Annotated in this window: 25 protein-coding genes and 1 pseudogene; 9 read left to right on the top strand and 17 right to left on the bottom strand. The window is 62.9% G+C overall.

The annotated features are described in order from the left end of the window. Nucleotides 1-203: 203 nt before the first annotated feature. On the top strand, nt 204-2438 hold the full coding sequence (locus JQ611_RS07590; protein WP_212465058.1) for a hypothetical protein: 2235 nt from the start codon (nt 204-206) through the stop codon (nt 2436-2438). 9 nt (nt 2439-2447) lie between these two features. Here JQ611_RS07590 and JQ611_RS07585 read toward each other — a convergent pair whose 3' ends face one another. The 5 genes and pseudogenes from JQ611_RS07585 to JQ611_RS07565 all read right to left on the bottom strand — a co-directional run bounded on the left by JQ611_RS07585 (nt 2448) and on the right by JQ611_RS07565 (nt 7700). Further along, nucleotides 2448-3074 carry a pyridoxamine 5'-phosphate oxidase family protein gene (locus JQ611_RS07585; protein WP_212465057.1) on the bottom strand — a complete coding sequence of 209 codons (627 nt, stop codon included), beginning with the start codon at nt 3072-3074 and terminating at the stop codon, nt 2448-2450. A gap of 117 nt (nt 3075-3191) precedes the next feature. Next, nucleotides 3192-4427 (bottom strand): annotated as a pseudogene (locus JQ611_RS07580) (SulP family inorganic anion transporter); the annotation flags it as partial. A 111-nt stretch (nt 4428-4538) separates the two neighbouring features. Further along, complete coding sequence (locus tag JQ611_RS07575; protein ID WP_212268114.1) at nt 4539-5441, bottom strand: CHAD domain-containing protein; 903 nt, start codon at nt 5439-5441, stop codon at nt 4539-4541. A gap of 245 nt (nt 5442-5686) precedes the next feature. After that, nucleotides 5687-6862, bottom strand: coding sequence for an NnrS family protein (locus tag JQ611_RS07570; RefSeq protein WP_249133013.1), 1176 nt, complete (start codon nt 6860-6862; stop codon nt 5687-5689). 382 nt (nt 6863-7244) lie between these two features. Continuing rightward, complete coding sequence (locus JQ611_RS07565) at nt 7245-7700, bottom strand: pseudoazurin (protein ID WP_212268116.1); 456 nt, start codon at nt 7698-7700, stop codon at nt 7245-7247. A gap of 208 nt (nt 7701-7908) precedes the next feature. On the opposite strand from JQ611_RS07565, the gene JQ611_RS07560 reads away from it, so the two are divergent. Beyond that, on the top strand, nt 7909-8607 hold the full coding sequence (locus JQ611_RS07560; RefSeq protein ID WP_212268118.1) for a Crp/Fnr family transcriptional regulator: 699 nt from the start codon (nt 7909-7911) through the stop codon (nt 8605-8607). 33 nt (nt 8608-8640) lie between these two features. Here the strand turns inward: JQ611_RS07560 and JQ611_RS07555 are convergent, their stop codons facing one another. After that, nucleotides 8641-8835: a DUF1858 domain-containing protein gene (locus JQ611_RS07555; RefSeq protein ID WP_212465056.1), complete on the bottom strand. Its 195-nt coding sequence runs from the start codon at nt 8833-8835 to the stop codon at nt 8641-8643. Nucleotides 8836-9011: 176 nt separating this feature from the next. On the opposite strand from JQ611_RS07555, the gene nirK reads away from it, so the two are divergent. Beyond that, nucleotides 9012-10133 (top strand): copper-containing nitrite reductase, encoded by a 1122-nt coding sequence (nirK, locus tag JQ611_RS07550; RefSeq protein ID WP_212268121.1) that lies wholly within the window; start codon nt 9012-9014, stop codon nt 10131-10133. Nucleotides 10134-10188: 55 nt separating this feature from the next. Beyond that, on the top strand, nt 10189-11046 hold the full coding sequence (locus JQ611_RS07545; protein WP_212465055.1) for an SUMF1/EgtB/PvdO family nonheme iron enzyme: 858 nt from the start codon (nt 10189-10191) through the stop codon (nt 11044-11046). Between the two features lie 37 nt (nt 11047-11083). Here JQ611_RS07545 and uxuA read toward each other — a convergent pair whose 3' ends face one another. The 6 genes from uxuA to JQ611_RS07515 all read right to left on the bottom strand — a co-directional run bounded on the left by uxuA (nt 11084) and on the right by JQ611_RS07515 (nt 17248). Further along, the gene (uxuA, locus tag JQ611_RS07540) at nt 11084-12277 is read right to left on the bottom strand and encodes a mannonate dehydratase (RefSeq protein WP_212268125.1); all 1194 of its coding nucleotides are present in this window, start codon (nt 12275-12277) and stop codon (nt 11084-11086) included. 25 nt (nt 12278-12302) lie between these two features. Continuing rightward, nucleotides 12303-13343 (bottom strand): L-idonate 5-dehydrogenase, encoded by a 1041-nt coding sequence (locus JQ611_RS07535; protein WP_212268127.1) that lies wholly within the window; start codon nt 13341-13343, stop codon nt 12303-12305. Further along, nucleotides 13340-14746, bottom strand: a complete 1407-nt coding sequence (locus tag JQ611_RS07530) for a TRAP transporter large permease (RefSeq protein WP_212268129.1) — start codon at nt 14744-14746, stop codon at nt 13340-13342. The genes JQ611_RS07535 and JQ611_RS07530 overlap by 4 nt, the downstream gene beginning before the upstream one ends. Nucleotides 14747-14750: 4 nt before the next feature. Beyond that, nucleotides 14751-15329 carry a TRAP transporter small permease gene (locus tag JQ611_RS07525; protein WP_212465054.1) on the bottom strand — a complete coding sequence of 193 codons (579 nt, stop codon included), beginning with the start codon at nt 15327-15329 and terminating at the stop codon, nt 14751-14753. 129 nt (nt 15330-15458) lie between these two features. Beyond that, complete coding sequence (locus tag JQ611_RS07520; RefSeq protein ID WP_212268133.1) at nt 15459-16436, bottom strand: sialic acid TRAP transporter substrate-binding protein SiaP; 978 nt, start codon at nt 16434-16436, stop codon at nt 15459-15461. 77 nt (nt 16437-16513) lie between these two features. After that, nucleotides 16514-17248 (bottom strand): FadR/GntR family transcriptional regulator, encoded by a 735-nt coding sequence (locus JQ611_RS07515; RefSeq protein ID WP_212268136.1) that lies wholly within the window; start codon nt 17246-17248, stop codon nt 16514-16516. A gap of 188 nt (nt 17249-17436) precedes the next feature. On the opposite strand from JQ611_RS07515, the gene JQ611_RS07510 reads away from it, so the two are divergent. The 5 genes from JQ611_RS07510 (at nt 17437) to JQ611_RS07485 (ending at nt 21498) form a co-directional block, all read left to right on the top strand. Beyond that, on the top strand, nt 17437-18906 hold the full coding sequence (locus JQ611_RS07510; protein WP_212268138.1) for a mannitol dehydrogenase family protein: 1470 nt from the start codon (nt 17437-17439) through the stop codon (nt 18904-18906). 297 nt (nt 18907-19203) lie between these two features. Continuing rightward, entirely contained in the window at nt 19204-19536 is a 333-nt protein-coding gene (locus tag JQ611_RS07500) for a hypothetical protein (protein WP_212268140.1), read from the top strand. 78 nt (nt 19537-19614) lie between these two features. After that, nucleotides 19615-19809: a hypothetical protein gene (locus tag JQ611_RS07495; protein WP_212268142.1), complete on the top strand. Its 195-nt coding sequence runs from the start codon at nt 19615-19617 to the stop codon at nt 19807-19809. 306 nt (nt 19810-20115) lie between these two features. After that, on the top strand, nt 20116-20565 hold the full coding sequence (locus JQ611_RS07490) for a nuclear transport factor 2 family protein (RefSeq protein ID WP_212001960.1): 450 nt from the start codon (nt 20116-20118) through the stop codon (nt 20563-20565). A 192-nt stretch (nt 20566-20757) separates the two neighbouring features. Next, nucleotides 20758-21498 carry a DUF3750 domain-containing protein gene (locus JQ611_RS07485; RefSeq protein WP_249133012.1) on the top strand — a complete coding sequence of 247 codons (741 nt, stop codon included), beginning with the start codon at nt 20758-20760 and terminating at the stop codon, nt 21496-21498. Nucleotides 21499-22055: 557 nt separating this feature from the next. Here JQ611_RS07485 and JQ611_RS07480 read toward each other — a convergent pair. The 5 genes from JQ611_RS07480 to JQ611_RS07460 are packed head-to-tail and all read right to left on the bottom strand — an operon-like array spanning nt 22056 to nt 26435. Then, complete coding sequence (locus tag JQ611_RS07480) at nt 22056-22403, bottom strand: RidA family protein (RefSeq protein WP_212268144.1); 348 nt, start codon at nt 22401-22403, stop codon at nt 22056-22058. A gap of 18 nt (nt 22404-22421) precedes the next feature. Continuing rightward, a complete protein-coding gene (locus JQ611_RS07475) occupies nt 22422-23543 on the bottom strand; it encodes an FAD-binding oxidoreductase (RefSeq protein ID WP_212268146.1) in 1122 nt (373 codons plus the stop codon). Then, nucleotides 23540-24958: an NAD(P)/FAD-dependent oxidoreductase gene (locus JQ611_RS07470; protein WP_212268148.1), complete on the bottom strand. Its 1419-nt coding sequence runs from the start codon at nt 24956-24958 to the stop codon at nt 23540-23542. Before JQ611_RS07470 ends, JQ611_RS07475 begins: the two co-directional genes overlap by 4 nt. Beyond that, nucleotides 24955-25251, bottom strand: coding sequence for a (2Fe-2S)-binding protein (locus JQ611_RS07465; RefSeq protein WP_212268150.1), 297 nt, complete (start codon nt 25249-25251; stop codon nt 24955-24957). The genes JQ611_RS07470 and JQ611_RS07465 overlap by 4 nt, the downstream gene beginning before the upstream one ends. Before the next feature lie 44 nt (nt 25252-25295). Continuing rightward, nucleotides 25296-26435 (bottom strand): FAD-binding oxidoreductase, encoded by a 1140-nt coding sequence (locus JQ611_RS07460; RefSeq protein WP_212268152.1) that lies wholly within the window; start codon nt 26433-26435, stop codon nt 25296-25298. Between the last annotated feature and the right edge of the window lie 4 nt (nt 26436-26439).

Raw genomic sequence — 26439 nt, 5'->3', positions numbered from 1 at the left:
GGGCCTGATCACGAAGTTGCAATCGCCGGCTATGCTGCCTTGTGAAACCACGCGCTTGACATCGCCCTAACCTATGGTTGTCTTTCCTCCGAGATAAGTCTCTTTCATTTTGTGAAGTCGCGAACGGCAATCTGACCGGACATCGCGCTTGAAGCAAAGCGCCTGTTCCGGCCGTTTCTCGCTCCTGGCGCGCGGGGGATCTCATGTCGAAGCGTTTTGGAGTTGGATTGCTGGCCGCCTGCGTGACGGCAGTTGTGCTTCCGGTGCTGATCGTACTCGTTGACATGATTTTCCTTCACCAGACGATGGTCAACTCCATCTACAAGAACGTCGATGACGTTTCCGACAGCGAGATGCCACCCACCGTTGCTTCCTTCCAATCCGGCCCCGACGTCGTCAGCACCATCGGCGGCAGCGGCGAAGGATTGAACTGCAGCCTCCCTGCCCTGACGAACATTTTCTTCGACCATCGCGCAGACGATAAAGGCAGACGCCATCTCGTGTTGCAAAGGTTCCGGCAGGCGTGCGTGTTTCACGATCTGTGCTATCGCCATGGCCTGGCCACCTACGGCTATAACCAGAACGACTGCGATCGCATCATGCAGAATGCGGCTTTCCGGCTCTGCCTCTATATCCGGAACGGCGACGATGCGGATCAGGCGGCACGTTGCGAGACCGATTCAAAAATGGTTCTGGCGGGCGTGAGCATCGGCGGCGCCGACGCCTATCGCGCCTGGGACCGGTCGACCTACTTCGAATTCGATTCGGATCCCTGGCGTTCCAGCGGATTCCTGGTCAGCCGGGTGGTCGATCATCCCTTTAAATCCATCGATCGGGAGAAGTACCACGACGAGCCCGATCAAGTCATTCTGACATTCGAGAATAAACGATCAAACCTTACGGTGACCTGTGTCACCTGCAAGGACGTACCGGTCTTTCAAACCACCGAACGCCGGAGCGACGTCAGCGCGGAACTCCGATCGGTCGGGATCGATCGGCTTCCCGACGCCTTGCTCAGGCGCGAAGATCAAATTCTATCCAACACCAGTCCGGTTTGGCTGCCGCCGCGACGTCATCACGCCGCACCGCATCTGCTGGTCGATGGTGCGGGCAAGAATCATCTGATCTGGGTGACGCGGAACAATCCGGGAGACACCATCTCCTGCCTGGTCCTGGCGGATGCCGCGAAGCTGTTGACCCACACATTGCCAAAGCGTGACCTCTGCTCCGAGGAGGCGGGCTCCCAACTTACAATGGTTGAGGTCGATATGTATGCGAGCTCACCACTTCCAATGGAGATACCAACTGCGAATGGCATTTTCGCAGCCGCGATCAGCGCGAAGCGGGAAGATGATCGCAGCCTGAGCTTCTGTCTGCGGTCCGCGTCCAGGAAGGTCGAGCGAGAAACGGTAAAGAACGACGACCAAGCCGATTGCATTCTCCTCTCCGGACCGGAAGTTTCCGGCGGCGCCGGCCTCGGCGCCTTTCAAAACTTTGCAGTCGTCCGTCCAGGTCAGCAAATCCTGTTCGCGCGTGATATTGCACCATCACCGGCATTGCTTCCGGTCAGACTTCTCCAGAATGCTCTGGGCGTCAAATACTCGTCTAAAGGAACCATGCTGGTTATCGATGTCACCGCGCACTCCCAGGAAAAAAAAGCTTCGGGATCAAGAATCAAGAAGACGGTGAAGTTTGACATCGACGACCGTTTTGATCCGATGATGCCGATCACGCGCAAAAGAGACGATCTCCGCTTCCTCAGTCTGGAGTCTTCGAAGGATGAAGTCGGTGTCCGCATGATTGATTTTGATAAAGAAAGCCCTGCCGTCGGCGATGTGAAGCTCACGATGAATGGAAGTGACGTAAACCTGCACCCATCCTGGGCCTCGCGGCCTGTCCTTGTGCTCGAAACACGCGAGGAGCATTCGAAAACCAAGCTTGTTTTCTCGCGTGCAGAAATTGCGGACGGATCTGCCGGTCCCAATGCCGAATCATTGAGTCTGGAAACGCTGGTATTCGAGCGTGCTGCGGACGGCCCCTCGGACGCGCCTTTCGTGAAGACCGGCGGGGCGGCCTGCACGGTGAAGTACAAGTTCCAATCGCTTCCTGATTACCCCTGCTATCGCCCGTTCGATCCGAAACGCCCGATGCGGGCATCGGCGGCCGCCAGGATGCAGGCATCCCAACTGCTGGTCGGAAAATTCGCAGGTCAGGACGGACACGGCATCGCATTCCCCGATTTCTGCCTGCAGGGGGAACCCATCATCCTGAAGACAAAAGACGGCAGCTTCGCGCCAATGACGAAAACAGTCGGCGAGGAAATCGACAAGACACGCACGGTCACGTGCGATCCGCTCGACTCACACAAGTATGTCAGCGGGCCCATCAAACCTGGCCCTGACGTGACGGTGTCGGCCGCCCACCGGCCGCGGCCTTAGGGCAAACGTTCAGCTCTCGCGCGGACCCGCCTTGACGACCTCCGCATGCGGATCGCCGGCGGGCAGGATGTCCCGGATGTAATCGCGGCCCTTCCATTCCGGCGCCGGCGGAGGCCCCGCGCCTTCGCGGGGAACGTAGGGCGACGGATTGGCGCCGGCGAGGTCCGGCACATAGCGCGGGCAGTTCGGATAGATTTCGCACTCGATCCGCACCACGAGTTGCGCGCCGTAATGCCGGCTGATCGCCGCCGCGTCGTCGAGGATAACAGCACGGCCGTTGATACGCATGCGCCGGCTCTTGCCGTCGAAGCGCACGAACAGCAACCCGACATTCGGATTTCGCGACAAATTGCCGAGCGTCCGGTACATCGAATTGCCGTCATACTCCGGATATTCGATTGTGTTGGGGCCAACGATTTTCACGAAACCGGGATCGCCCGACTTGATGTTGCAGTCGACATAATCCGCAAAGGAAGTACCGATGAAGAAGAACGGCGAACTCTCGATCAACGCCTTCTCGTCATCCCAGAACTCATAATGCTTGCGGTGCCGTTCGATCGCCTCGGCCACACGCCGCCCGTCGAACCGGTCCTGCAGTTCGCTCATTCCCTCGTGATAGAACGCCCGCTGCCACATCGATGTCGCTCCCTCTGTTGCCTGGGAAGTGTAACGCCGATCGCCGCTGGCGGCCAGCCGCGCTGGTGTTCAGGAGTTGCCGCGCGATCGCATGACGCGATCATAGACCGCGAACGCCGCCGCCAGCGCACAGCCGGCGATGATGCCTACCGTAAGGTCCTCGATCAGAGTGAGGCCGAAAGTGGCGAGCAGCACGCCGGCGCCGCGCCAATCGTGCAGCAGATCAAGGAATTCTTCCTTCTCCGCCATGTTCCAGCACACCACGACAAGCACGCCCGCCAGCGCCGACAGCGGGATGAAGCTTGCCAGCGGCGCTGCGACCACCATGAACACAAGCACGAACAGCGCATGCATCATGCCGGAGACCGGGCTGACGGCACCGGCGCGAATATTGGTGGCCGTGCGCGCGATCGTTCCGGTGACGCAGATGCCGCCGAACAGTGCGGAGGCGACGTTGGCGACACCCTGCGCCACGACTTCCATGTTGTAGCGGTGCTTGCGCCCCGTCATGCCATCGGCGACCTTGGCCGAGAGCAGGCTCTCGACCGCACCCAGCAGCGTGAAGGAGAGCGCGGCCGGCAGCACTTCGAGCACGGACGCATACGAGATCGATGGCAACCGCGGTCCCGGCAATCCGTCCGGCAGCTGGCCAAAGCGGCTGCCGATGGTCTCGACCGACAGGCCGAACAGCCATGCCGCCACCGAGGCGAGCGTCACCGCGATCAGCATGCCCGGCCAGTTCAACGCCAGCCGCCGCAGCATTAAGATCAAGGCGACCGAGCCGATGCCGACCGCAAGTGCGGCCGCGCTGATGGTCGGCAGCGCCTGACCGAGTGCCGCAAGCTTGGGCAGCAACGGTCCGGGTTCGGCACCGCCTAATTTCAGGCCGCCGAGATCGCGCAGCTGGCTGGCAAAGATCGTGACCGCGATGCCGCAGGTGAAGCCGACGGTCACGGCGTGCGGAATGTAGCGAATGAGCGCGCCAAGCCGCAGCAGGCCGATCAGGGCCAGCATGAACCCGGAGAGGAAGACGGTCAGCAACAGGCCTTCCAGGCCGAATTTGGTGACGGTGGCCGCGACCAGCACGATGAAAGCGCCGGCCGGGCCGCCGATCTGATAGCGGCTGCCCCCGAGCGCCGAGACTAAAAAGCCGCCGATGACGGCGGCATATAATCCCCGCTCGGGCGAAACGCCCGAGGCGACGGCGATCGCCATCGACAGCGGCAGCGCCACGATCGCAACCGTCAGCGCCGCCAGCATATCGCGGCGGAGGTGGCCAAGATTGTATCCCTCGGCCAGCACGGTAGCGAGTTTCGGACGATAGGTATGGGCCGTAGCGGAGCCGTCAGGCATTGCGGGTAAGCCGATTTGGACTTGGGCATCATAGCCGAGGACCGGATACGGGGCCATGCGCGGAAAATGCGTTTCCTCCGCAACTTTCGTTTGATCCGGATCAAGCGCCGGTCAGCATGCCCCTGCGTCCTTGAGACCGCGATAGGCTGATATCGCGGCGCTCCGCAACCTTTGCCGTTGCCGGCGATAGCCCGGTGGCCAGCGTTGGCCTGGATTATCGCCTTGAGCCGACAGTCCGGGCCTTGCGAAGCGCTTGAGATCGCGAAGATCGCCGAGCGTGCGTTGCAGCTGCTTCGCCGGCTTGTGGACGTGACGGAATTCGCTATCGCCGAACACCGGGACGATGCCCGTCAGCGCCTCCAGCATGTAGCGAAATCGCTTCGCCCTGATCCGCAGCCGGTGACGATCTGATGCGCCGAGGGCTTTGAGCCGCCGGCCTTTGCGGATCAGCCGCCGGCGCCAGCGATTGAGCTCGCGCTTGCAATAGGCCTTCAGCGGCCTTGCGGACTTGCGGCGCAGCATCCGCTCCCAACGCGGGAGCCATGATCCGCCCCCGATCCAGCCGGACATCGCCTCGATCAGGTCATGAAATCGCGGGGAACGCAGGCAGCGAACCATCCGGCGATGATCGCGCGTCTGATGCGCATCGATATCCTCGCCGATCATGCGTTGCGCCCAGTCCCGGTACCGTTCGCGGCGTGCATATTCCACGACCACGTCGCTGTCGCGCGCGGCGCCGAGCGAGCCGTTCAGCCATGCAAGCTCCTTCTTCAGGCGCCGCCATTCCGCATCAACCACGATCGAAGCGAAGAAGAATACGGCGGACCGCAGCCGGGTAATGGCGACACGAATCTGATGCACGGCTTCGGCATCGCCGGCGCAGGCGCTGCTGTGATGCAGCCTGACCTTGCCGACGCAGTCCAGCGCAATTTTCTGGAACGCGGTCGCGCAATCGAACTGCGCCGCCGCAGCGGCCTTGCGCAGGCCCATTTTGGTTTTGCCAGCGTCCTTCATCTGACACGCCCGATGGCGCGCCGAGCGTATAGGCTGCCGCACCGCAAAGGTTTCATCCCCGTCACGCGCTCCGGTCGAACTCGCCTAACATGGCCTGACCCGTCGCACGGCGCCAGCCCGTACGGCCGGCCAAAAGCAGGCCGCGGCTTGCGGAAATGATCACCGCAACCGTCGAGCCGGGATAGAGAGTTTTGTGTCAGGCCAATCAGCAGTTGAGATGCCTTACGTCGTTCGGCCTATCGCTCTTAGTGCCGGCGTGGCGACCAGAACGCCACCGAGTAGATTGCGGCAAATCCGAGAAACGCCGCAGCCCAGGCGATACCGGCAGCCACCAGCAGCGGACCCGTGTGGTCCGTTTCCAGCACGGCGCAGACCCGCGCGAGGGCGGCGATAATCACCGCAGCGTAAATCAGCTGTGTCGCCGGAGACGCTTGGAGCCGCTGTCCGGTATGACCGAGCGTTGCCCGGCTCATCACCGCCAGTGTCATAGTGCCGATCGCTCCTCCAGTCCACGCATGGATTCCAGCGCTCGGCGCCACGAGGTCGAAGGCGCTGAGCGCGGTGAGGATGAATCCCGCCGGGACGAACGCATAGGCAACGTGCAGGATCAGCACCAGCCGGTCGGCGAATGTCCGGTATCCGGTCCAGCGCACAAGCCGGATCAGGTGCATGCCGCCGCAGACCAGCAACAATCCGCCGGTGGTCCGGTCCAGCGGTCGCACAACCCAGAACAGGAGGACGAGCACGCTCAAGGCGATGGTCGCGACATCGAAGCGGCCGAACGGCGCGGGCATCTGGCCGGGAGTTCGTTTTGCCAGCCAGTTGCGGGTGAAGCTTGGAATGATCCTCCCGCCGATCAGCGCAATGAGGCTGATCACCACGGCGATGCCGCCACGGGTGGTGTATTCGGCCAAGCCTTCGAAATGCGCCTCCAGATGAAACGCCAGATTGCCGGCGGCGAGCAGGCTGATGATGGCGACGATCATGAGATTGCCCCACTTCTTGCCCGCAATGATCTCGCGCGCGGCGGAAGCCGCCAGCAGGATGAGAAACACCGAATCGATCGCCGCGGCCGGCGCCCAGCCAATCCAGGCCGAAAAGCTGACGGCAATTCGGCCTGCAACCCAGGTCGAGAACAGCAGGATCAGCGGCCTGCCCTGCAGCGGCAATCTGCCCGTCCAGTTCGGCACCGCTGTGAGCAGAAAACCGGCGACAACGGCCGCGATATATCCGAACAGCATCTCATGGACATGCCAGTCCCGGGGCGCGAACGCCGTGCTGAGCTGCAGCCGACCGTAAAACACCGGCAGCCACATCAGAATGATGGCACCAGCATAGACGGATCCGAAAAAGAAGAACGGTCGGAAGCCATACGAAAACAAGGCGGGGCCTCGATAATCTCTCAAGCGCGATACTGACATGATTTGGACCCTGCTCTGGCTGTTGCTGGCCGCACCCTAGCCGGCGCGAAGCGCGTCCTCTTTGTCGAGGCGCAAAGACGACGGCCCCGCCCAGGCGTATTCGCAAGAAGGTTCAGCAAAATGGAGATAGACGATGCGAATCTTTGCGCGACTACGGACGGGCTTGGGACTGTTGCCGATCCAGCCTCAGGACGACTCGAAAATCACTCGCGACGGGACAGAAATGGTTGCGACGGCACCATCCAGTTCCCCTACAGCCGAAAGCATGTGCTGCGGCCATTGTTCAGGCAACGCCGAAGGGCACATTTCGGAACTGCCTGGCGCGCGATAAAACAAGGAAAGCGGCCGACAAGGCCGCTTTCCTTTCTTTCATGCCATCAATTTATTTCGCTGCCGTCTTTGTCGCGGCAAGCTTTGCGAACAGCCCGGCAAATACCTGTTTGGCTTTGCCGACCTGAGGCACGGCCTTGGCCTGCTCCTCATTGGCGGGCGTCCCCACCACGATCATCGCCACCATGCCCATGCCGTAATGTGGCGCGCATTTGACGCCATAGATTCCGGCCTGATCGAATTTGGCGGCGACATCCTCACCCATCTTTCCGATGAAGGTGGCCCCGCCGTCCGGCAGCATGCCTTTGATGGTCTCCGCGTTATGCCCCTTGTCGGTCGACACGAACTTGACGGTATCGCCCGGCGCAACCTTTACCAGGGCCGGCTCGAAAACCATCAATCCTTCGGTTCCCTTGTTGAGCATCTTGACTTCGACTTCGGCCGCCGTTGCGCCACCGGCCACCGCCATGGCTGCGGCCACCACGACCATTACCAAATATCTGCGCATCCTGATCTCCTGTCGATCGGTCGGGTCTCCATTCGGACCCCATGCGCGCCTTCTAGTCCCCAATCGCCGGGCGGAACTTGTTTTAGCGCAAGCTCCCAGCCGATTGTCGCGGTATGATGAGGCTGCAGCGCCGGTCACGCCAAATGAAGGCGGCCGATTGCCATCCCTAGTTCTACGTCCGATTTCAGAACGGCATCCGGAACCTCCCATGGCCCCCCTCGACCGTTCAATTGTCGCAAATGTCCCGATCTTCGCCTCCTTGAGCGCCGACGATCTCGACGCCATCCTGTGCGACGCCCGATCGGTCAGATATCCGAAAGACAGCAGCGTATTCGACCAGGGCGGCGAAGCTCATTCGTTCTTCGTTTTGCTGCACGGCCATCTACGGGTTGAAAAGACCACGCCGCAGGGTCAGCAAATCGTGGTTCGCTACGTCTCGGCGGGTGAATTGTTTGGCGTCGCGCAGGCGCTGGCGCTCAAAAATTATCCGGCAACTGCGATTGCGGTCGTCGACAGCGTGGCCTTGTCGTGGCCATCGCCGCTGTGGCCGCAGCTGACCGCGAAGTTCCCGGCGCTGGCGGCAGGCGCGTTGCAGACCGTCGGCAGCAGATTGCAGGATACGCAGGACCGCGTCCTCGAAATGTCCAGCGAACAGGTCGAGCAGCGCGTCGCGCATGCGCTGCTGCGCCTGGCCAAGCAGGCAGGCCGCAAGGTCGAGCATGGCGTCGAGATCGATTTTCCGATCAGCCGGCAGGATGTCGCCGAGATGACCGGCACCACCCTGCACACCGTGAGCCGCATTCTCAGCGCATGGGAGCAACAGGGCCTGGTCGAGGGCGGACGACAGCGCATCGTGCTGCGCGATCCCCACCGACTGTTCGAAATCGCGGAAGGCCAAGGCAAATAAGATCGACCGGTAAGATCGGCAACTAGGACCCGTTCAGGCTTGAACGATGGCGCGCAGTGCCGTCAGGAACGCACCGCCGTCTACCTCGTGCTCGCGGCTGGCTTCGTCAATCGAGTGGAATGTCGCGATCGGGCAGCCGACGCAGCCCATCCTGAAATCCATGAACACCCGTATCGAAGCAGGCCAGCGGTTCATCACCTGGTCGACCGTCATGTCAGGCGTGGGCATGCTCTTTTTCATGCTGCCAGCCTAGGCACCCGACCACTTCTTTCTTTGTTCGGGAGCAAACAGCGGCGCGATTGGTCTTCTTTCCGGAAAGCTTGCGCTGGCGCAAAGAGCGCTTCCGATCCTTGGGGCACAAGGGTGACACGAAATTCAAATGCAGACACCAACAGGAGAGTGTCATGATCACCCGCCGTATCGCATTGCTCGGCGTCGCAGTCGCCGCGCTTGTCGTTGCCGTCCCCGCGCTGGCCGCCGACGATCTCAACCTGCCGCGTCAGGCGGTTGCGCTGGTGGCGCCGCCGTTCGTGCATCCGCACGAACAGGCCACCAAGGAAGGCCCGAAGATCATCGAGTTCAAACTTGTCATCACGGAGAAGGAAGTCGTCATCGACGAGGCCGGCACCAAGTTCCAGGCGATGACCTTCAACGGCTCGATGCCCGGTCCGCTGATGGTCGTCCATGAGGGCGATTACGTCGAGGTGACGCTGGTCAACCCCGAAACCAATGCGATGCCTCATAACATCGACTTCCATGCCGCGACGGGCGCATTGGGCGGCGGCGCTCTGACCCATGTGAACCCCGGCGAACAGGTGGTTCTGCGCTGGAAAGCAACGCGCACCGGAACGTTCATCTATCACTGTGCCCCGGAAGGCATGATTCCCTGGCACGTCGTGTCGGGCATGCACGGCACCGTGATGGTGCTGCCGCGCGACGGCCTGAAAAACCGCGAGGGCAAGGCGCTGCGCTACGACCGCCTCTATTACGTTGGCGAGAACGACCTCTACGTGCCCAAGGACGAGAAGGGAAAATACAAGAGCTACGAAACGGTCGGAGAATCGTTCGCCGACACCACCGAGGTCATGCGCAAGCTGATCCCGACCCACGTCGTCTTCAACGGCAAGGTCGGCGCCCTCACCGGCAAGAATGCGATGACGTCGAAGGTCGGCGAGACCGTCATGATCGTTCATTCGCAGGCCAATCGCGACAGCCGTCCGCATCTGATCGGCGGTCACGGCGATTACGTCTGGGAGACCGGCAAGTTCGTCAACCCGCCGGAGAAGGATCTCGAGACCTGGTTCATTCGTGGCGGCTCAGCAGGAGCGGCGCTCTACACGTTCAGGCAGCCCGGCATCTACGCCTACGTCAACCACAACCTGATCGAGGCCGTCGAACTCGGCGCCACTGCCCACTTCAAGGTCGAGGGCAAATGGAACAACGACCTCATGAAGCAGGTACAGCCTCCCGGCCCGATCCTGCCCGGCAAGTCCAGCGCGGCTGATGCTGTGGTGAAAACCAGATAACGACCTCGCGGCCTGAAGCAATTGCTGCGGGCCGCGGTGACCGGAGGACCGCCCCATGCTGCTCGCCATGAAAATTAAGGCCGCGATAACAGCGGCCGTTCTGGCCAGTCCGATCGCGCTGACGGTCGCCCCTGTTGCCCACCCCGTCGATTCCGCGATCACCGAAATTGCCGCAAAACCGTTTCAGTATCGGCTCGCCGGCGATTTCTCCCGCGACGGCAAACCCGCGCCAGCCCCGCTAGGTGAAGCGCTTCTAGCCGCCAGCATCAAGATCATGAACCGTCAGGTCACCGCGGGCGAATATGCGCGCTGCGCCGATGACGGCCGATGTCCTAAAATCCCGCAAGCCTCCGCGATGGCGGAGCGTCCAATGGTCGGCGTCAGCTGGCGGGATGCAACGGCCTATGCCGAATGGCTGACGAACCAGACCGGGGTCCTGCACCGCCTTCCCACCGACGAGGAATGGGTGTTCGCTGCCGGCCAGAAGGTCCGCGACGAAGCGCTGCCGCTGGTCGACCCGGTCGATCCCGCGCAGGCCTGGATTGCGCGTTACGAGGCGGAAGCCAACCGGGCGCGGCCCGGCGCGCTCGACCCGCAACCGGTCGGCGCCTTCGGTCGCAACGAAAACGGGCTGCTGGATGTCGGCGGCAATATCTGGGAATGGACCAACAGCTGCTTCCTTCGCATGACGCTGGAGCCGACGGGGGCTGCGCGCGTGACCAACACCAATTGCGGCGTTCGCGTCGTGCAGGGCGCCCACCGGACCTATATGACCGACTTCATCCGCGATCCTCGCACCGGCGGCTGCGCCGCCGGCGTGCCACCCGCCAATCTCGGCTTCCGCCTGGTAGTCGAAGACAAAAACTGGCCAGCGCTGCAAAGAATGATCGTCGCGACCTTCACGCCGGGTTAGAACCGCCTACGTCAGGTCATGAATTGTCGCGCCGCGATCAACCCGCGTGCTCGATGGCGCGGATGGCGCCGCGCAGTTCAGCCAGCCCACGCAGCCGGCCGATCGCGGTGTAGCCGGGATTGGTGCGCTTGGTCTCGGCGAGATCGTCGAGCATGCGATGGCCGTGGTCCGGCCGGAATATGATTTTTTCACCTGCCGAACGTTTCCGGTTTTCGCTCAGCAATGCCTTGAGAACAGCGATCATGTCGACGTCGCCATCGAGATGGTCGGATTCGAAGAACGACAGGCAGTCGGCCTCGCGCTTGGTCGCGCGCAGATGCGCAAAGCCGATCCGCGGCGCGAATTGTCTCGCGATCGCCGGCAGATCGTTCTGCGCACGTACGCCGAGCGAGCCGGTGCAAAAGCAGATGCCGTTCGCCTTGGAAGGAACCGCGTCGAACAGCGCCTGGTAGTCTTCCGCCGATGAAGCGATGCGCGGCAGACCGAACAGCGGCCGCGGTGGATCGTCCGGATGCAGCGTCAGCGTCACGCCAAGCTGCTCAGCAACGGGCGTGACGCGCGCGAGAAACTCGATCAGATGCTGGCGCAGCACCGCGGTGGTGATGCCGCTATATTGCTGCAAGCGGTCGCGGAACTGCGGAATGGTCAGGGGATCGGTGGTCGATCCCGGCAAGGCGCTGGCGATGTTGGTGACGAGGACATCGATATCGGCCTGCGTCATCCCGGCGTGAAGCTGCTTGGCACGGGCGCGCGCGCTTTCCGAATATTCCGCCGCCGCTTCCGGGCGCTGCAGGATGTGCAGATCGAACGCCGCGAACCGTTCCTGGTCGAAGCGCATCGCCTTGGCGCCGCTCGGCAGTTCCCATTCCAGATCGGTTCGGCACCAGTCCACGACAGGCATGAAATTGTAGCAGATGATCTTGATCCCGGCGGAGGCCACCGCCTCCAGACTCGCGATCCAGGCCTCGATCGAGCGCGTCGCCCTACCGCCGAGCCGCTTGACGTCGTCGGGGATCGGAATCGATTCCACCACCGACCAGGTCAGCTGCGAACGACCGGGCTGGCTTTTCTCGATGATGTGCTTGCGCTGCTCGACGCCTGATCGCGTCCAGGCTTCGCCGATCGGCACCTGGTGCAGCGCGGTGACCACGTCGGTGGCACCGGCCTGGCGGATATCGTCGAGCGACACCGGATCGTCCGGCCCGTACCACCGCCATCCCTGCAGCATCATGGGAAATCTCCTGAATATCTTCCGGTCACTGTGCCGTCAGCACGACCTTGACGCTCTGCGAGCGGTCGAGCGCGAGGCGAACCGCATCGGGTGCGACCGACAGCGGACGCTCGGCGGTCACCAGCGACAGCACATCGACGCTGCCGTCGGAAATCAGTTCGACCGCGGTCATGAATTCCGGGCCAAAGCGGAACGAGCCGCGCAGGTCGATCTCCTTGGCCATCACGGCGTTCGCCGGCATTGGAATTTGTCCGCCCGGCAGGTTGCCGATCTGGACGACGACGCCGCCACGCCTGACCGCGCCGATCGCGCTGGCAAGGCCGGCCGCCGTGCCGGAAACTTCAAACGCCACGTCGTAGGGCGCCACCGCCTTCAGGGCCTCATCGCCCTTGGAGATGTCGATTACGTGATTGGCGCCGAGCCGCGTGGCGAACGCCAATGGCGCGGCGGCGATATCGACGACGGTCACTTCGGCAATGCCGGCGCGGCGCGCGGCCAGCATCGTCAGCAGCCCAATGGGGCCCGAGCCGAACAGCACCGCGCGTTTTCCGCTGACGTCGCCGGCGCGGGCCACCGCGTGCAGGCAGACTGCCAGCGGCTCGGCCAGCGCCGCCGCCTGGTATGTCACATGGTCTGGAATCCTCACGCACTGCGCCGGGATGGCGTCGAACAGGCTGGAAAAGCCACCCTGCATATGCGGCGTCTTGGAAGCCGAGCCCATGAAGAAGATGTTCTCGCACAGGTTCAACCGGCCCTCGCGGCACGGCGTGCAGTGGCCGCACCAGCGCGACGGATTGACGGCGACGCGATCGCCGGTCTTCAGGCCGGGCGCGCTGCCCGAGATCTCGACGACTTCGCCTGCGATCTCATGGCCGAGCACCAGCGGCGAGGTGACGACGAAATCGCCGGTGCGGGCATGGCGGTAGTAATGCATGTCCGAGCCGCAAATGCCGCCGGCGCCGAAGCGAATCCGCACCATGCCTGACGCCAACGGATCGAGCGGCCGCTCGACCATGCGCAGGTCCTCGGGGCCAAACAGTGTTGCAGCCAAAGCCATCGATGTCATTTTGCAAGTCCCATATATTTTGGCAGCCAGAGCGTCAGCTCCGGGATGTAGGTGATCGCGACGAGCGCCAGCAACAGCGGCACCAGCCAGGGGAGGATCGCCATCGTCGTGCGCTCGACCGAGAGCTTTGCGACGCGGGCGAGAACGAACAGCACCATGCCGAGTGGCGGGTGCAACAGGCCGATCATCAGGTTCAGCGTCATGATCAGCCCGAAATGAATGGGATCGATGCCCAATTTCAGCACGATCGGCAGCAGGATCGGCACCAGAATGGTAATCGCGGCGATGGTGTCGATGAAGCAGCCGACGAACAGGATCAGGATGTTCGCCAGCAGCAGGAACACCCATTTGTTCTGGGTGATCCCGAGCATCGTGTCGGTCAGGATTTGAGCAGCCTGCGACACCGTCAGCAACCAGGCGAAGATCGAGGCCGCCGTGACGATGAACAGCACGGACGCGGTGGTCTCGATGGTGTCGAACGTCGCCTTCGCCACGGTCTGCATCGTCATCGAGCGATAGCGCACCAGCCCCAGGAACAGCGACCAGATCACGGCGGCAACCGCGGCCTCCGTCGGCGTGAACCAGCCCAGCGTCATGCCGCCGATCAGGATGACCGGTGCCATCAGCGCCATCACGGCGGAGAAATCGAAATACCAGTCAATCGCCAGCAACGCCGCAAGGCCGATCCCGACCGCCATGTTGGTCGAGAGCCCGGCGAGCACCAGCAACCACACCCCAAGCGGAAAACACAGGACGACGACGATCTCGAGCCCGGCCGATCCAACCTGCCGCCAGGAGAACGGCGTATCGGCGCCCCAGCCGTTCTTGTGGGCGAAATAGGCCACCGTCGCCATCATCATCAAGGTCATGACGAGGCCGGGAATGAGGCCTGCGAGAAACAGTGCGCCGATCGAGACGTTAGCCATCATGCCGTAGATCACGAACGGCAGCGACGGCGGGATGATCGGCCCGAGAGTAGCCGAGGCCGCGGTCACGCCGACCGAAAATTCCGTCGAATAGCCGTGGTCCTTCATCGCCTTGATTTCGATGGTGCCGAGGCCCGCGGCATCCGCGATCGCGGTGCCGGACATGCCGGAAAAGATCACCGAGCCGACGATGTTGACGTGGCCGAGGCCGCCGCGCATCCAGCCTACCAGCGCGACCGCAAAGCTGTAGATGCGCCCGGTGACGCCGGCGATGTTCATCAGATTGCCGGCGAGAATGAAGAAGGGAACCGCGAGCAGCGGAAAGCTCTCGACACCAGCGATCATGCGCTGCGCCAGCGTCACGTCGGGCGTGATGCCGGTGACGAGAATATACAACAGCGACGACACCGCCATCGCCAGCGCGACGGGAAGGCCGACCAGCATCAACAGCAGAAATGCCCCAAGCAACAGCAGCATGGCGTCAGCCTTCCGTTCCGTCGAACGCGCCGGGGCGCTCCAGTATCGAATAGCCCCGCCGCCAGTTTTCGATCGCGATCTGGATCGAGCGGCCGAACATCAGCACGAAGCCGAGCAACACGGCGTAGTAGACAAAACCTTTTTCAATCTTGATCGTCGTCATCCGCTCTTCGCCGATGATCTGGATGTAGACCCAGACCAGCTTGATCGCATATCCGAAGAACGCGATCCGGATCAGGTCGATCACGGTCGAGAGCGCACGCGCCGCCGCATGCGGCAGATACCGGAACACCAGGTCGACCTGGATGTGCCGCGACAGCCGCACGCACATCGACGAGCCGATAAACACCACGCCGATCAGGCAATAGGTCGCGATCTCCTCGGTCCAGGCATAGCTGTCGTTGAGGACATAGCGGGTGAAGAACTGCAGGAATACGCACAGCGCCATGATCCAGAAGATCGCGAGCGCCAGCCAGTCTTCGAACGCATACCCACTGAGGTCGGTGCCCTTCGGCGCCTCGTCCTCGAACGTATGCGCGATCTCCTCCGCCGTGATCTGCTTGTGCACTTCAGCCGTAGACATGCGTTTAATCCCCAAGTCGCGTCGCGTGATTGACTCACGTCATTCCGGGGCGGCTCGGAGAGCCGAACCCGGAATCTGGAGATCCCGGGTTCGACGCTGACGCGTCGCCCCGGGATGACGACTTCGTCGTCACTTCACCGCCTGGATGCGATCCCAGTCGGCCTTGCGGTAGTCGAAGCTTTCAAAGCTCGTGGTCTTGATCACGGTGTCACGGAACGCGGCCTTGTCGACCTCGGTGACGGTGAGACCCTTCTGCTTGAAGAAATCGACCAGCTTGGCTTCGTTGACCTTGATCTCGCCGGTTGCCTTGGCAGCGGCTTCCTGGGTCACTTCGGTGAAGATCTTGCGATCCTCTTCGCTGAGCTTCTTCCAGAGCCCACCGGAAATGATCGTGTTGAGGTGGTCGACGATGTGACCGGTCAGCACGATGTGCTTCTGCACCTCGTAGAACTTCTTCGCCTCGATCGTGGTGAGCGGATTTTCCTGGGCTTCCACGGTGCCGTTCTGCAACGCCAGGTAAACCTCGGCGAAGGCGATGGGCGCGGTGTTGGCGCCGCAGGCGCGCGGCATCGCCAGATACGCCGGCACGTCGGGCACGCGTATCTTGAGGCCCTTCATGTCCGCGCAGGCCTTGATCGGCCGGTTCGACGAAGTGTGACGCACGCCGTAATAGGTCACCGCCACGATGCGGTGGCCGGTCTTGTCTTCATAGCCCTTGGTGAGGTCCTTGAAGACATCGCTCTTGGTGTAGGCCAGGAGATGATCGGCATCGCGGAAGGTGTAGGGATAATAGGTCACGCCGATCGGCGGGAAGCTCTTGGCGGCGAAGCTGGAGCCGGAGATGATGATGTCGACCGAACCCAGCGAAAGGCCCTGGTTGATGTCGGCTTCCTTGCCGAGCTGCGAGGCCGGATAGACGTCGACCGCATAGCGGCCGTTGGTGCGCTTGCCGATCTCCTGCGCGGCCCACACCGAAGCGGTGTGGAACGGCTCTGACGTCTCATAGACGTGCGCCCATTTGAGTTTGGTCTGCGCCATACCGGCGCTGGTGGCGGCAACAAGCGCGGCAGCGGAAGCCGCCACTACAATCGTCAATTTCTTCAACATGAAATCTCCTCCGTTGTTACATTTGCTTTTCTTACTCAACCGTCTCAGCCATTTGGCCGAACCGTTCGAATACCTGATCAGCCGCTCCTGGCCTGCGCGCGAGGCGATGCGGCTTCGGTTCCAAAATTTTGTGCAAAGCGTTCCTGCGAACGCGCCAGATGCTCGCGCATGGTAAGGCGCGCGGCGTCGGGATCGCGCGCGGCGATGGCATCGCGGATCGCCTGATGCTCACTGAGCGCGGCGCCCCAGGATTCCGGGTTCTCGAAATAATGCGCCAGCTTGGCGAAATAGGGATTGAGCCGCTGGTCGAACAGTTCGCCGACGACGCGAACCAGCACGGCGTTATCGAGACTTCCCGCCACCGCGACATGGAACGCGCGGTCATGGATCATCGAGGCGTCGCCGGGATGTTGCGTATTCGCCATCGCCAGCAGCGAGGCGTCGATGCGCGCGATATCTTCCGGCGTGGCCACCCTCGCCGCCTGCTCGGCGATGGCGCCTTCGATGAATTCGCGGGCGCGCAGCAGCTCGAACGGCCCTTCGATCATTGCGGAGGCCGGCAAAGGCGTGGCAAGCGCGGCCGGGTCGCTGACATAGATTCCGGAGCCGACACGAATGCGAACACGTCCTTCGACTTCGAGCGCGATCAGCGCTTCGCGCACGGTGGGACGGGAGACCTTCAATTGTTCGGCGATATCGCGTTCGGTCGGGAGCCTGGAGCCGACGGCGTATTCGCCGCTGTCGATCAAGGCGCGCAGCTGATCGGCAACCTGGCGGTATAGGCGTCGCGCTTCCACTGCCTCTAACGGCACGCTGGTTTCCTCCGAACGACCTCGTGGATCGATTCTTTTTCTGGCTGGCTTTGGCCAATCGGTTGGCCTTGAGTTCCGGCGCCGATCGGTCAATTGGCCTTACCAATTGACCAAACATTGACCTTACCGGCGCGCTATGTCAAGGCGAATGGCGAAAATTCCGCCATTCCAACCCAAAGGAGGCTGATTTGCGCCTCTCGAACGCCAGCCTTGACCGGCTTCCCGGCCATATCCGCCGCCCCGGTTACGACCGCGGACGCGTCACATCAGGCATCGTCCACCTCGGAATCGGCGCGTTCCACCGCGCGCACCAGGCGGTCGTGATCGACGACCTGCTCGCAAACGGCGCGACGGACTGGGGAATCATCGGCGCCAGCCTTCGAAGTTCGGACACCTACGACGCCCTCGCCCCGCAGGATTGTCTCTATGCGGTTGCCGTTCGCTCCGGCGCGGGCACCGAACACCGGATCATCGGCTCGGTGCTGCAGACGGAAGTCGCCAAGAGCAACCCCGCGCAATTGATCGCGCGCATGGCTGATCCCGCCACGCGCATCGTCTCGCTGACGATCACCGAGAAAGGTTATTGCCACACGCCGCAGACCGGCGAACTCAACGCTGACCATCCCGATATCGTCCACGACCTTGCAAACCCGGATGCACCGCGATCGGCTCCGGGATTCATCGTGGCCGCGTTGGCGCGCCGCCGCGCGGCTGATATCGCGCCCTTCACCGTCCTCTCCTGCGACAATCTTTCGGCCAACGGCCATACCGTGAAACGGATCCTGACGCAGTTCGCTCACCTGCGCTCGCCCGAGCTTGGAAAGTGGATCACCGATCACGTCGCCTGCCCGTCGACGATGGTCGATCGCATCGTGCCCGAAACCACTGACGCCGATCGCGCGTCGGTCTCGTCCGAACTCGGCATGATCGACGCATGGCCCGTGATATCAGAGCCGTTCACGCAATGGATCGTCGAAGACAATTTTCCGGCCGGCCGCCCCGATTTCGCACGCGCCGGCGTGCAGCTCGTCACTGATGTGACACCGTTCGAACACATGAAGCTGCGGCTGCTCAATGCCAGCCATTCGGCGCTGGCCTATCTCGGCTATCTCGCGGGCCATGAGACCATTGCCGCTGCGATGACTGACGATCGCTTTGCGGCGTTCGCCCATGGCGTGATGCAAGAATCCGCCGTGACGCTTTCGATGCCCGAGGGGACTGACCTGGCGGGATACAGCGCCTCGCTTCTCGAGCGCTTTGCCAACCCCGCCCTGCGTCACCGCACCTGGCAGATCGCGATGGACGGATCGCAGAAACTGCCGCAGCGGCTGCTCGGCACCATGCAGGACCGGCTGCGGCAGGGCTTGCCGATCGATACGCATGCGCTCGCCGTCGCAGGCTGGATGCGCTACGTCACGGCCAGCGATGAAAAGGAACAGGCGATCGATGTCCGCGATCCCCTCGCGGCGCACCTGGCCGCGATCGCCAAAAAAGCCGGCCCCGTCGCAGATCGGCTGGCGCCGGCGTTGCTCGACGTTAGTTCGATCTTCGGCGAATTTGGAAACGACCCCCGCCTGCGCGACGCCGTGACGCGCGCGCTGGCACAGCTCTACGAATTGGGCGCCCGTCGGGCGGTGCAGGCCTGGCGGCCGGCATAAACTGATCGGCGAGCGCACCCGATATGAGAAAGGCGGCCCGAAGGTCGCCTTTCAATCCGAATACCGTCAGTCGATTTCCTCGATCACCATTCGCTCGCCCGGATCGACAAGATAGGTCCGGTTTTCGCGATGAATGTACCGATACTCGCGCAGCGCGGGGCGTCCGGGGTAAACGCGCCCGAGGCTGCCGGGTTCCTATTTCCGCAGGGCCCAACGTCCGTGGCCGGGAACATTCCAAATCCGGGAACATTCGGTAAGCGGTGGGGTTGGTGGTCATCGACCTGAAGGAGTTCAGTCATGAAGAAATTTATCGTAGTGCTCGCGATTGGCGCCGGCACGCTGCTCGCTACCGGCGCAACAGCCGCACCGCTCTCGAATGGCATTACCGTGATGCCGGATAACGGCATCGAACATGTCAGAATGGTCTGCGACGAATATGGCCAATGCTACCGTACTCGTGGCGGCCGCCGCGTCGTCGTTGAGCGGGAATACGGCGACAGCTACAATTATTACGCTCCGCGCGAGCGATACATTGAACGCCGCGGCTATTACAATGACGGCCCGAGCGTCGGTATCGGCGTGGGACCGGGCGGAGTCGGTGTTGGATTTGGCGTAGGACCGCGCTGGTAGGATTTCAATTTCGCAAGTCGAGGCCGCAGAGAAATCTGCGGCCTTCGGCGCGCTCGGCCTCCGCTTGAGGGTTTGTAGATGGACGAAAACAAATTCGCCGCACTGCTCGGTCACGCAGCGCTGAAGGTGTGGCCGGAGCTGTCGCGCGACGCCCAGGAAATGTTGTTTGCGGCTGCCGTCGATGACGGCGTCATTGCAAATACGCTCGCAACCTACCTGCACGATCATCATCCCCGGACTGTCCATCCGCCAAAGCCGACGGCGCTGGCCTGATTCTGATCTGCATGGCGGCAGAATTTTACAACCGCCGTAGAACTATTCGAAAACTCTGCTCGCCTGACGCTGACGCTCGCCAGATTGCAAGCACCAAGATTGCAAATCTGGCGCGGGCTACGCGAGCGACTTCGCTTCCTCTCGCAGCGCACACCGCTGATAATACTTTCAGAAGACACAACCCTGTGTTTCAATCGGTCCTGCGGAAACCGCAACCGAGTGCGTCCGCAGGCCGGCTCCTGCCCAGATCGCGAGTCCCGGCCAGCACAACGCACGGTCTCAAAACCATAACAACGGAGGAAATCCATGGACATCGATCGTCGTCAGCTTGCGTTACCGGTACTCGCCATCGGACTTCTCGGCGTGATGCCAGCCTTCGCCGGCGCCGATGAAGATGCGGTCGCCAAGAACCTTGAGGCCTTCCGCACCGCGCAGGCCGCCGCCAACGCCGAGGGGCTCGCCGCGCTTTGCGCAGCCGAACTCAGCTACAGCCACTCGGATGGCCGGGTCGAGGACAAGGCGGCCTTCATCGCCGGCGCGACCAGCGGAAAATCGAAGTGGCTGTCGCTGACCTATAAAGACCCCGCGATCCGCGTCGTCGGCCCGGCCGCGATCGTCCGGTTCCACTGGCTCGGCGAGCAGGAAGCCGTCGCCGACGGCAAGAAGAGCGCCACCAACCTCCACATTCTGATGAACTGGCAGAAGCAGGGATCGGACTGGAAACTGCTGTCGCGCTCGGCGACCAAGCTCGGATAGCAGCCGCGGATTGCAGCGCTCAAGCCAGCGCGCCGGATCATCGGTGCGCTGGCTGACGCCTCCCGATGGATCGCGCCAGTCTCCCTTGCCAGCGGCGCCTCTTCATAAAGCCACGGCACCAAACTGGCGCAGACAGAAAGTCGAACTATATCAGGGATCGTTGTTTCCATATCAATCACTCCCGACGCCCCCTTGATCAAACCAGTCATCATCTTTCTGTCGTTGGTTTTTTTCCCGATCGGTGTATCGGCGGCCCGCTATTGGTCCGATGACCCGCGTGGAAGCTGGCAGACGGCGGACCGCTCCAGCGCCGGGCTTTTGCCCGAGGCATCCCGCCATCCCGATGCGGTCATTCGCATTTATGGCGCGCGCACGCTGCGATGGAAGGCGATCTTCGCGATCCACACCTGGATCGTTATCAAGGAGCAGAACGCCGCGACCTATACCCGCTATGACTACACCGCCTGGGGCGAGCCGATCCGCACCAACGGCTTCGCGGCCGATGCGCGCTGGTTCGGCGCCCCCCCTGAAAACATCGTCGCGGTCGATGGCGAGGAAGCAAGTCGCCTCATCCCCAAGATCCGTCACGTCGTCGAAAATTATCGATTCCGGGCCTACGGCGACTACAGCCCGTGGCCGGGTCCGAACTCCAACACCTTCGTGCAGGCCGTCCTCAATGCGGTCCCCGAACTGATGGCTGTGCTGCCGCCCACCGCGATCGGAAAAGACTATCCCTACGAGGGCAAGTCATTCGGACTGACGGCTTCCGGTACCGGCGTTTTTGCGTCGCTCGGAGGTTATCTCGGCCTCACCATCGGATGGGTCGAGGGTTTCGAAATCAACTTCCTCGGCGCGGTGCTGGGATTCGATGTTCGCCGGCCGGCGCTGAAATTTCCGGGCATCGGCCGATTGGGAATGACGGCCGGAATTTAACCCGCCGTTAACCTTGTGCCGAATTGTCGCTCACCCGATGCGGCAAAAATTGATGCCTGATGCGCGCTTTTTGACCTCGCATTTGTGCGCTGCAATATCTATGTAGGAATCAGGAAGGAAATTCGCCCCAAGGACAACTCCGAAAAGGAGCCATCTAATGGCGAATGTTCTAACCACTGGGGCCTGGCTTTCTGCCCCGACCAAAAAACCCTCATTTCTTGCAAGATTATTGCGCCTCCGTATCGAATCCAATGAGCGGCGGGCTGCCCACATTGTTGAGACATACGTTGCCGCCCACGGGCTGCAAAACCTGTCTGATGATGCCGAGCGCCAGATTGATCGCTTGTTCTCCAGGGCGGGCCGATAGCCATGGTCACACTCATCATCATGCAGGTCGCAACCAGGCTCGCTCGTTTTGGCAAACAGGCTCGTGAGACGTGGCGCGAAACCCAGCGCCTCCGTCGCAGCCTCGCCGGCCCAGCGGAAGAATAGCTGTACCCCGCACGGTCCCCCTCGTTTCACTGGTCAGCCGGTGAAACGAAAGGGAAATGCCCGCGTCAGCCTTTGAGCGCGGTGACCACGACCTCAATCAATGCGCCGCCACCGAGATCGGCCACGCCGACGGTGGCGCGTGCCGGCAAATTGTCGCCGAAGAATTCGGTCCAGGCCGCGTCCATCTCCTTTTTCCCGGAGAGATCCGTCACAAAGATCGAGGCGCTGACGACGCGCGATCGATCCGTGCCCGCCTCTTTCAGATAGCCCGCGATCTTGCCGAGGATGTTGCGGGTCTGCTCGCCCATCGAGACGCTGGTGTCGTCAGCGATCGTGCCGCCGACAAAGACAAAACCGTTGGCTTCGACCGCGCGGTGCATGATCGGGGTGCGGATGTTGCGGATGATGTTCATGATGTCCTCATCTTGGTTCTAGGGTGTGGAAGAATGAAAGCGGTCGATGCCGAGATCGCCGATCCGGGTCTGGGTGCCGCCGCTCGCGATCAGCTCCGTCATTACGGCGCCGGCGCCGGGGCCGAGCTGGAAGCCGTGCAGCGAAAAGCCGAACTGGTGATAGAGCCCTGCATGGCGGGCACTCGGGCCGAAGACGGGCAGTTCGTCTTTTGTGCGAGCCTCGATGCCGGCCCAGGCGCGCACGATGGTGGCACTGCGCATCACGGGAAACAGTTCGAACACGGTGCGGGCGCTGATGGCGAGGCTGCGCCAGTCCAGCACCGTCTCGTTGCGGTCCTGGTCCGGCGTCGCCAGATGACCGCCGCCGATCAGCACCGTGCCGTTGGCGAACTGTTTGAAGGACAGCTTGCGGCCGCGCAGGATCACCACGGGATCTATGAAATGCGGCACGCGGGAGGTGATCATCAGCATCGGCGCCACGGTCTCGACCGGCACCGGCTCGCCAAGATCAGCGGCGATGCGGCCGGCCCAGGCGCCGGCGGCATTGACCAGCACCGGCGCCGCAAAGGTTTCCGCACCGACATCGACCCGCCACAGCCCATCCTGCTTTCGAATGTTGGTTGCGGCGACGCCCTCAACGACGGTGGCGCCGAGCGCTTCGGCCTTGCGGCGGATCGCGGTGGTGGTCCGGGCCGGTTCGGCCGCACCGTCGCGCCGCGACACCACGCCGCCAGGGCAGCTCTCCGCCACCGCCGGCACCAGCCGCCGCAACTCCGGCCCATCGATCAGTTCCTCGTGGGTGAAGCCGAGCGCGTTCAGCTCGGCGACGCGCGCGCGACAGGCATCGAATTCGGCGTCGTTCTCGGCGACCAGCACCTGGCCGTGGCTTTCGAAGCCGCAGCTATCGTCGACCAGTTCTTCGATCCGCTCCCAAATTCCCATCGAGCGGATCGAGAGCGGGATCTCGGCGACATGCCGTGCAAGCTGGCGGACGCCGCCGGCATTCACGCCCGAGGCGTGGCGGCCGGCATAGTCCTTTTCGATCAGCACCGGCTTCATGCCGGCGAGGCACAGGTGAAGCGCGGTCGAGCATCCGTGGATGCCGCCACCGACGATGATGGCATCCGCAAGCTTCGTCATCCGCGCACCACCGCATTGACGTCGGCCTCGGTCTTCGGCACGGCCGCCAGTTCCGCCAGCGTGATCGGCTTCACCGGTGCACGCAGCCGGTAATAGCCGATCTCCTGGGGCGTCTTGTTACGGGCTTGCGCCATCAGCTCGGTGACGGTCAGGCCGCAGAGCCGGCCCTGGCAGGGACCCATGCCGGTGCGGCGATAGGCCTTGAGCTGGTTCGGACCGGTCGCACCGATCGCGACGGCGTCGAGAATGTCCTTGGCCGATACCTCCTCGCAGCGGCAGACGATGGTGTCGTCAGAGGGGATGCGAAATTGCGGGGCCGGACGGAACAGCGTGTCGAGAAAAATGCGACCGCGCTCCGCCTTTACCAGCGATGCCCTGAACGTCGCCATCGGCGCGAGCTTGAAAGCAGCCGCAGGCGCCAGCGCCTCGACCGCTGCGCGTGCAGCGATACGGCCGCGGATAATGGCGGCTTCAGCGCCGCCGATCCCGGCCCCATCGCCGGCGATCGCGATTCCCTTGACCGATGTATTGCCGTCGCGATCAAGCACCGGCGACCAGCACAGCTGCAAATCATCCCAGCGATGCTCGATCCCTGATGCCATCGCCAGGTTGACGTTGGGCACCACGCCCTGGTGCAGCAGCAGCAACTCGGCCGGAACAGTCTCGCGTCGGCCGCCCGACACATACGTTACAGTTGCGAGCTGGCCGTCACCGGCGGCAGCGAGTTCGCTGATACCAGTCACGACAGGCACTTTCGCGCGCACCTGCTTCATCAACGCAAAACCCTTTGCGAAATAGGGCGACGTCATGAAGGCGAAGGCGTGAGGCAGCGCGGCAAGATAGTTGCGACGCTCGGTCGTATCGAGGATGCGGTCGATGCGACCGCCAAGGCGCAGGATCTGCGCGGCGAGCAGCCAAAGCAGCGGTCCCTGGCCCGCGATCACCGTCGGCCGGTCCGGCACGAGGCCCGACGACTTCAGCATCGTCTGCGCGGCGCCTGCGGTCATCACGCCCGGGAGGGTCCAGCCGGGAATCGGAAACGGCCGCTCCAGCGCGCCCGTCGCCAGAATCACCCGACGCGCCTTGACGAAGCACGACGCGCCGCCGAGGGATATGCCGATCTCGAGATTCCGGTCGAGGCTCCAGACCGTCGCGCGCTGGATGATTTCCGCGCCGCTCGATCGCACCGCCTCGACAAGTTCGGTGCCGGCCCAATAGTCGGCGCCGAGATGGCCGCGTTCCGTGACCGGGGTCGAGGCGATGGCGCGCCAGACCTGGCCGCCGGGGCCGGCATTCTCGTCGAGCAGCAGCGCCGAGAGGCCCGCCTCGGCCGCGGTCGCGGCGGCGGCGAGCCCGGCAGGCCCTGCTCCGATCACCACGACATCATAGCTGTCGCGCCTGGGCGTCGTATTCATCGGCCGATCCCCCGCTTGCCCTTCTGGATTTCGATCTGCATGCCCTCGGCAACGGGCACCAGGCAGCCTTGCCGATTGCCGACGCCATCGATGGTGACGAGGCAGTCGAAGCACACGCCCATCATGCAATAGGGCAATCGCGGCGCACCGCTCACTGCGGTCGCACGGCGCACATCACGGCCGGAGGCAAGCAATGCTGCGGAAACCGTATCGCCCTCGCGCGCCGCGACGGCGGCCCCGTCCACGACGATGTGCACGGATGGTCTGCTGTCCTGATCGGATCGTTTGAACATTGGCTGCCTCTTCGCCCTTCTGTCGCGTTCGGGTCGTATCGATGTCAGTAATAGCCGCTGCCTGCCGCAGCATGGTTCGCGTCGAAGCGGCGGGCCGAGAACGCGCCGACCAGTTCCGGTTCGAGCGCGCCCGCCGCCACCATCCGCGCAATCTCGAAGGCGTGGTTGGAAGCCAGCGTCACGCCGGAATGACAGCAGGTGACGAAAGCGCCCGGCTCGCTCTCCGACTGATCGTAAATCGGGAAACCATCCTGCGGCATCACGCGGATGCCGGACCAAGTCCTGATGACGTTCAGGCGCGCCAGATGCGGAAACGTGCGCTGCGCCCGATCCGCCATCACGGCGCTGACCGAATGGTTCAGTGTGCGATCGTCGAGTTGATCTTCCTTGCTGTCGCCGATCATCACCGTGCCCTCGTCGGTCTGGCGAATGGTGGTCAGGGGATGCGGCAGGAACGGCATGGTGCGCTCGGTCACCACGATCTGGCCGCGGGTCGGGCCCATCGGCGCCGACAGGCCGACCATCGGCGCGAGCGACTGGTTGGCGTTGCCGGCGGAGAGCACGACCTTGCCGGCGCGGATCTCGCCCTGCGCTGTCGAGAGGTGGAATTCGCCGCCGCGCCGCGCGATCGCCGAGACCGGCCGCTCGGGAAAATAGTCGATGCCGAACAATTTCAGCCCAGTGTGGAAGGCGCGGAAGGTGCGCAGCGAATTGACGTGCCCGTCCCAGGGGCAGAAGCTGCCGCCGGAGACCTCCGGCCCGATCAGCGGCAGCATCTTCTTGACCTCGGAGGCCGACAGCATCTCCATCCGGTAATCAGCCGCGCCGACCTGGTTGTGCATCCGCGTCACAAGCTGCGCGCGCTGCGCAAACTCGTTCTCGCCGAGGGTCAGGTGGAAACCGCCATTCTGCTGCAGGGCGACGTCGAGCCCGGTCTGGTCTTTCAATTCGGCGGCGAGCTTGCCCCAGGTTTCGGAGGCCCGCATGGTCCAGCCGGTATACGCCGGCATGCCGAGGCCCTTGCTCTGCACCCAGACCAGCGCGAAGTTTGCCCGCGAGGCGCGCTTGGCGATGTCGCCCTCGTCGAGGACAACGACCCGCTTTCCGAGCCGGCCAAGACCCCAGGCGATAGCGGAGCCGAGCAGTCCGCCGCCCACGACCGCGACGTCATAGTCTTTTGACATATGG

Origin of the sequence: Bradyrhizobium sp. AUGA SZCCT0182 (genome assembly GCF_018130185.1) — a bacterium.
Taxonomy (GTDB): domain Bacteria; phylum Pseudomonadota; class Alphaproteobacteria; order Rhizobiales; family Xanthobacteraceae; genus Bradyrhizobium.
This window is presented reverse-complemented; position numbering and strand designations above follow the sequence as displayed.

Coding starts and splice junctions, on each gene's coding strand:
- JQ611_RS07460 (WP_212268152.1), bottom strand. CDS start 26,435: ATGTCAAAAGACTATGACGTCGCGGTCGTGGGCGGCGGACTGCTCGGC.
- uxuA (WP_212268125.1), bottom strand. CDS start 12,277: ATGATGCTGCAGGGATGGCGGTGGTACGGGCCGGACGATCCGGTGTCG.
- JQ611_RS07555 (WP_212465056.1), bottom strand. CDS start 8,835: ATGCCCACGCCTGACATGACGGTCGACCAGGTGATGAACCGCTGGCCT.
- JQ611_RS07590 (WP_212465058.1), top strand. CDS start 204: ATGTCGAAGCGTTTTGGAGTTGGATTGCTGGCCGCCTGCGTGACGGCA.
- JQ611_RS07545 (WP_212465055.1), top strand. CDS start 10,189: ATGCTGCTCGCCATGAAAATTAAGGCCGCGATAACAGCGGCCGTTCTG.
- JQ611_RS07525 (WP_212465054.1), bottom strand. CDS start 15,329: ATGTCTACGGCTGAAGTGCACAAGCAGATCACGGCGGAGGAGATCGCG.
- JQ611_RS07490 (WP_212001960.1), top strand. CDS start 20,116: ATGGACATCGATCGTCGTCAGCTTGCGTTACCGGTACTCGCCATCGGA.
- JQ611_RS07480 (WP_212268144.1), bottom strand. CDS start 22,403: ATGAACATCATCCGCAACATCCGCACCCCGATCATGCACCGCGCGGTC.
- JQ611_RS07500 (WP_212268140.1), top strand. CDS start 19,204: ATGAAGAAATTTATCGTAGTGCTCGCGATTGGCGCCGGCACGCTGCTC.
- JQ611_RS07470 (WP_212268148.1), bottom strand. CDS start 24,958: ATGAATACGACGCCCAGGCGCGACAGCTATGATGTCGTGGTGATCGGA.
- JQ611_RS07520 (WP_212268133.1), bottom strand. CDS start 16,436: ATGTTGAAGAAATTGACGATTGTAGTGGCGGCTTCCGCTGCCGCGCTT.
- JQ611_RS07565 (WP_212268116.1), bottom strand. CDS start 7,700: ATGCGCAGATATTTGGTAATGGTCGTGGTGGCCGCAGCCATGGCGGTG.
- nirK (WP_212268121.1), top strand. CDS start 9,012: ATGATCACCCGCCGTATCGCATTGCTCGGCGTCGCAGTCGCCGCGCTT.
- JQ611_RS07495 (WP_212268142.1), top strand. CDS start 19,615: ATGGACGAAAACAAATTCGCCGCACTGCTCGGTCACGCAGCGCTGAAG.
- JQ611_RS07530 (WP_212268129.1), bottom strand. CDS start 14,746: ATGCTGCTGTTGCTTGGGGCATTTCTGCTGTTGATGCTGGTCGGCCTT.
- JQ611_RS07465 (WP_212268150.1), bottom strand. CDS start 25,251: ATGTTCAAACGATCCGATCAGGACAGCAGACCATCCGTGCACATCGTC.
- JQ611_RS07585 (WP_212465057.1), bottom strand. CDS start 3,074: ATGTGGCAGCGGGCGTTCTATCACGAGGGAATGAGCGAACTGCAGGAC.
- JQ611_RS07535 (WP_212268127.1), bottom strand. CDS start 13,343: ATGACATCGATGGCTTTGGCTGCAACACTGTTTGGCCCCGAGGACCTG.
- JQ611_RS07570 (WP_249133013.1), bottom strand. CDS start 6,862: ATGTCAGTATCGCGCTTGAGAGATTATCGAGGCCCCGCCTTGTTTTCG.
- JQ611_RS07560 (WP_212268118.1), top strand. CDS start 7,909: ATGGCCCCCCTCGACCGTTCAATTGTCGCAAATGTCCCGATCTTCGCC.
- JQ611_RS07475 (WP_212268146.1), bottom strand. CDS start 23,543: ATGACGAAGCTTGCGGATGCCATCATCGTCGGTGGCGGCATCCACGGA.
- JQ611_RS07575 (WP_212268114.1), bottom strand. CDS start 5,441: ATGAAGGACGCTGGCAAAACCAAAATGGGCCTGCGCAAGGCCGCTGCG.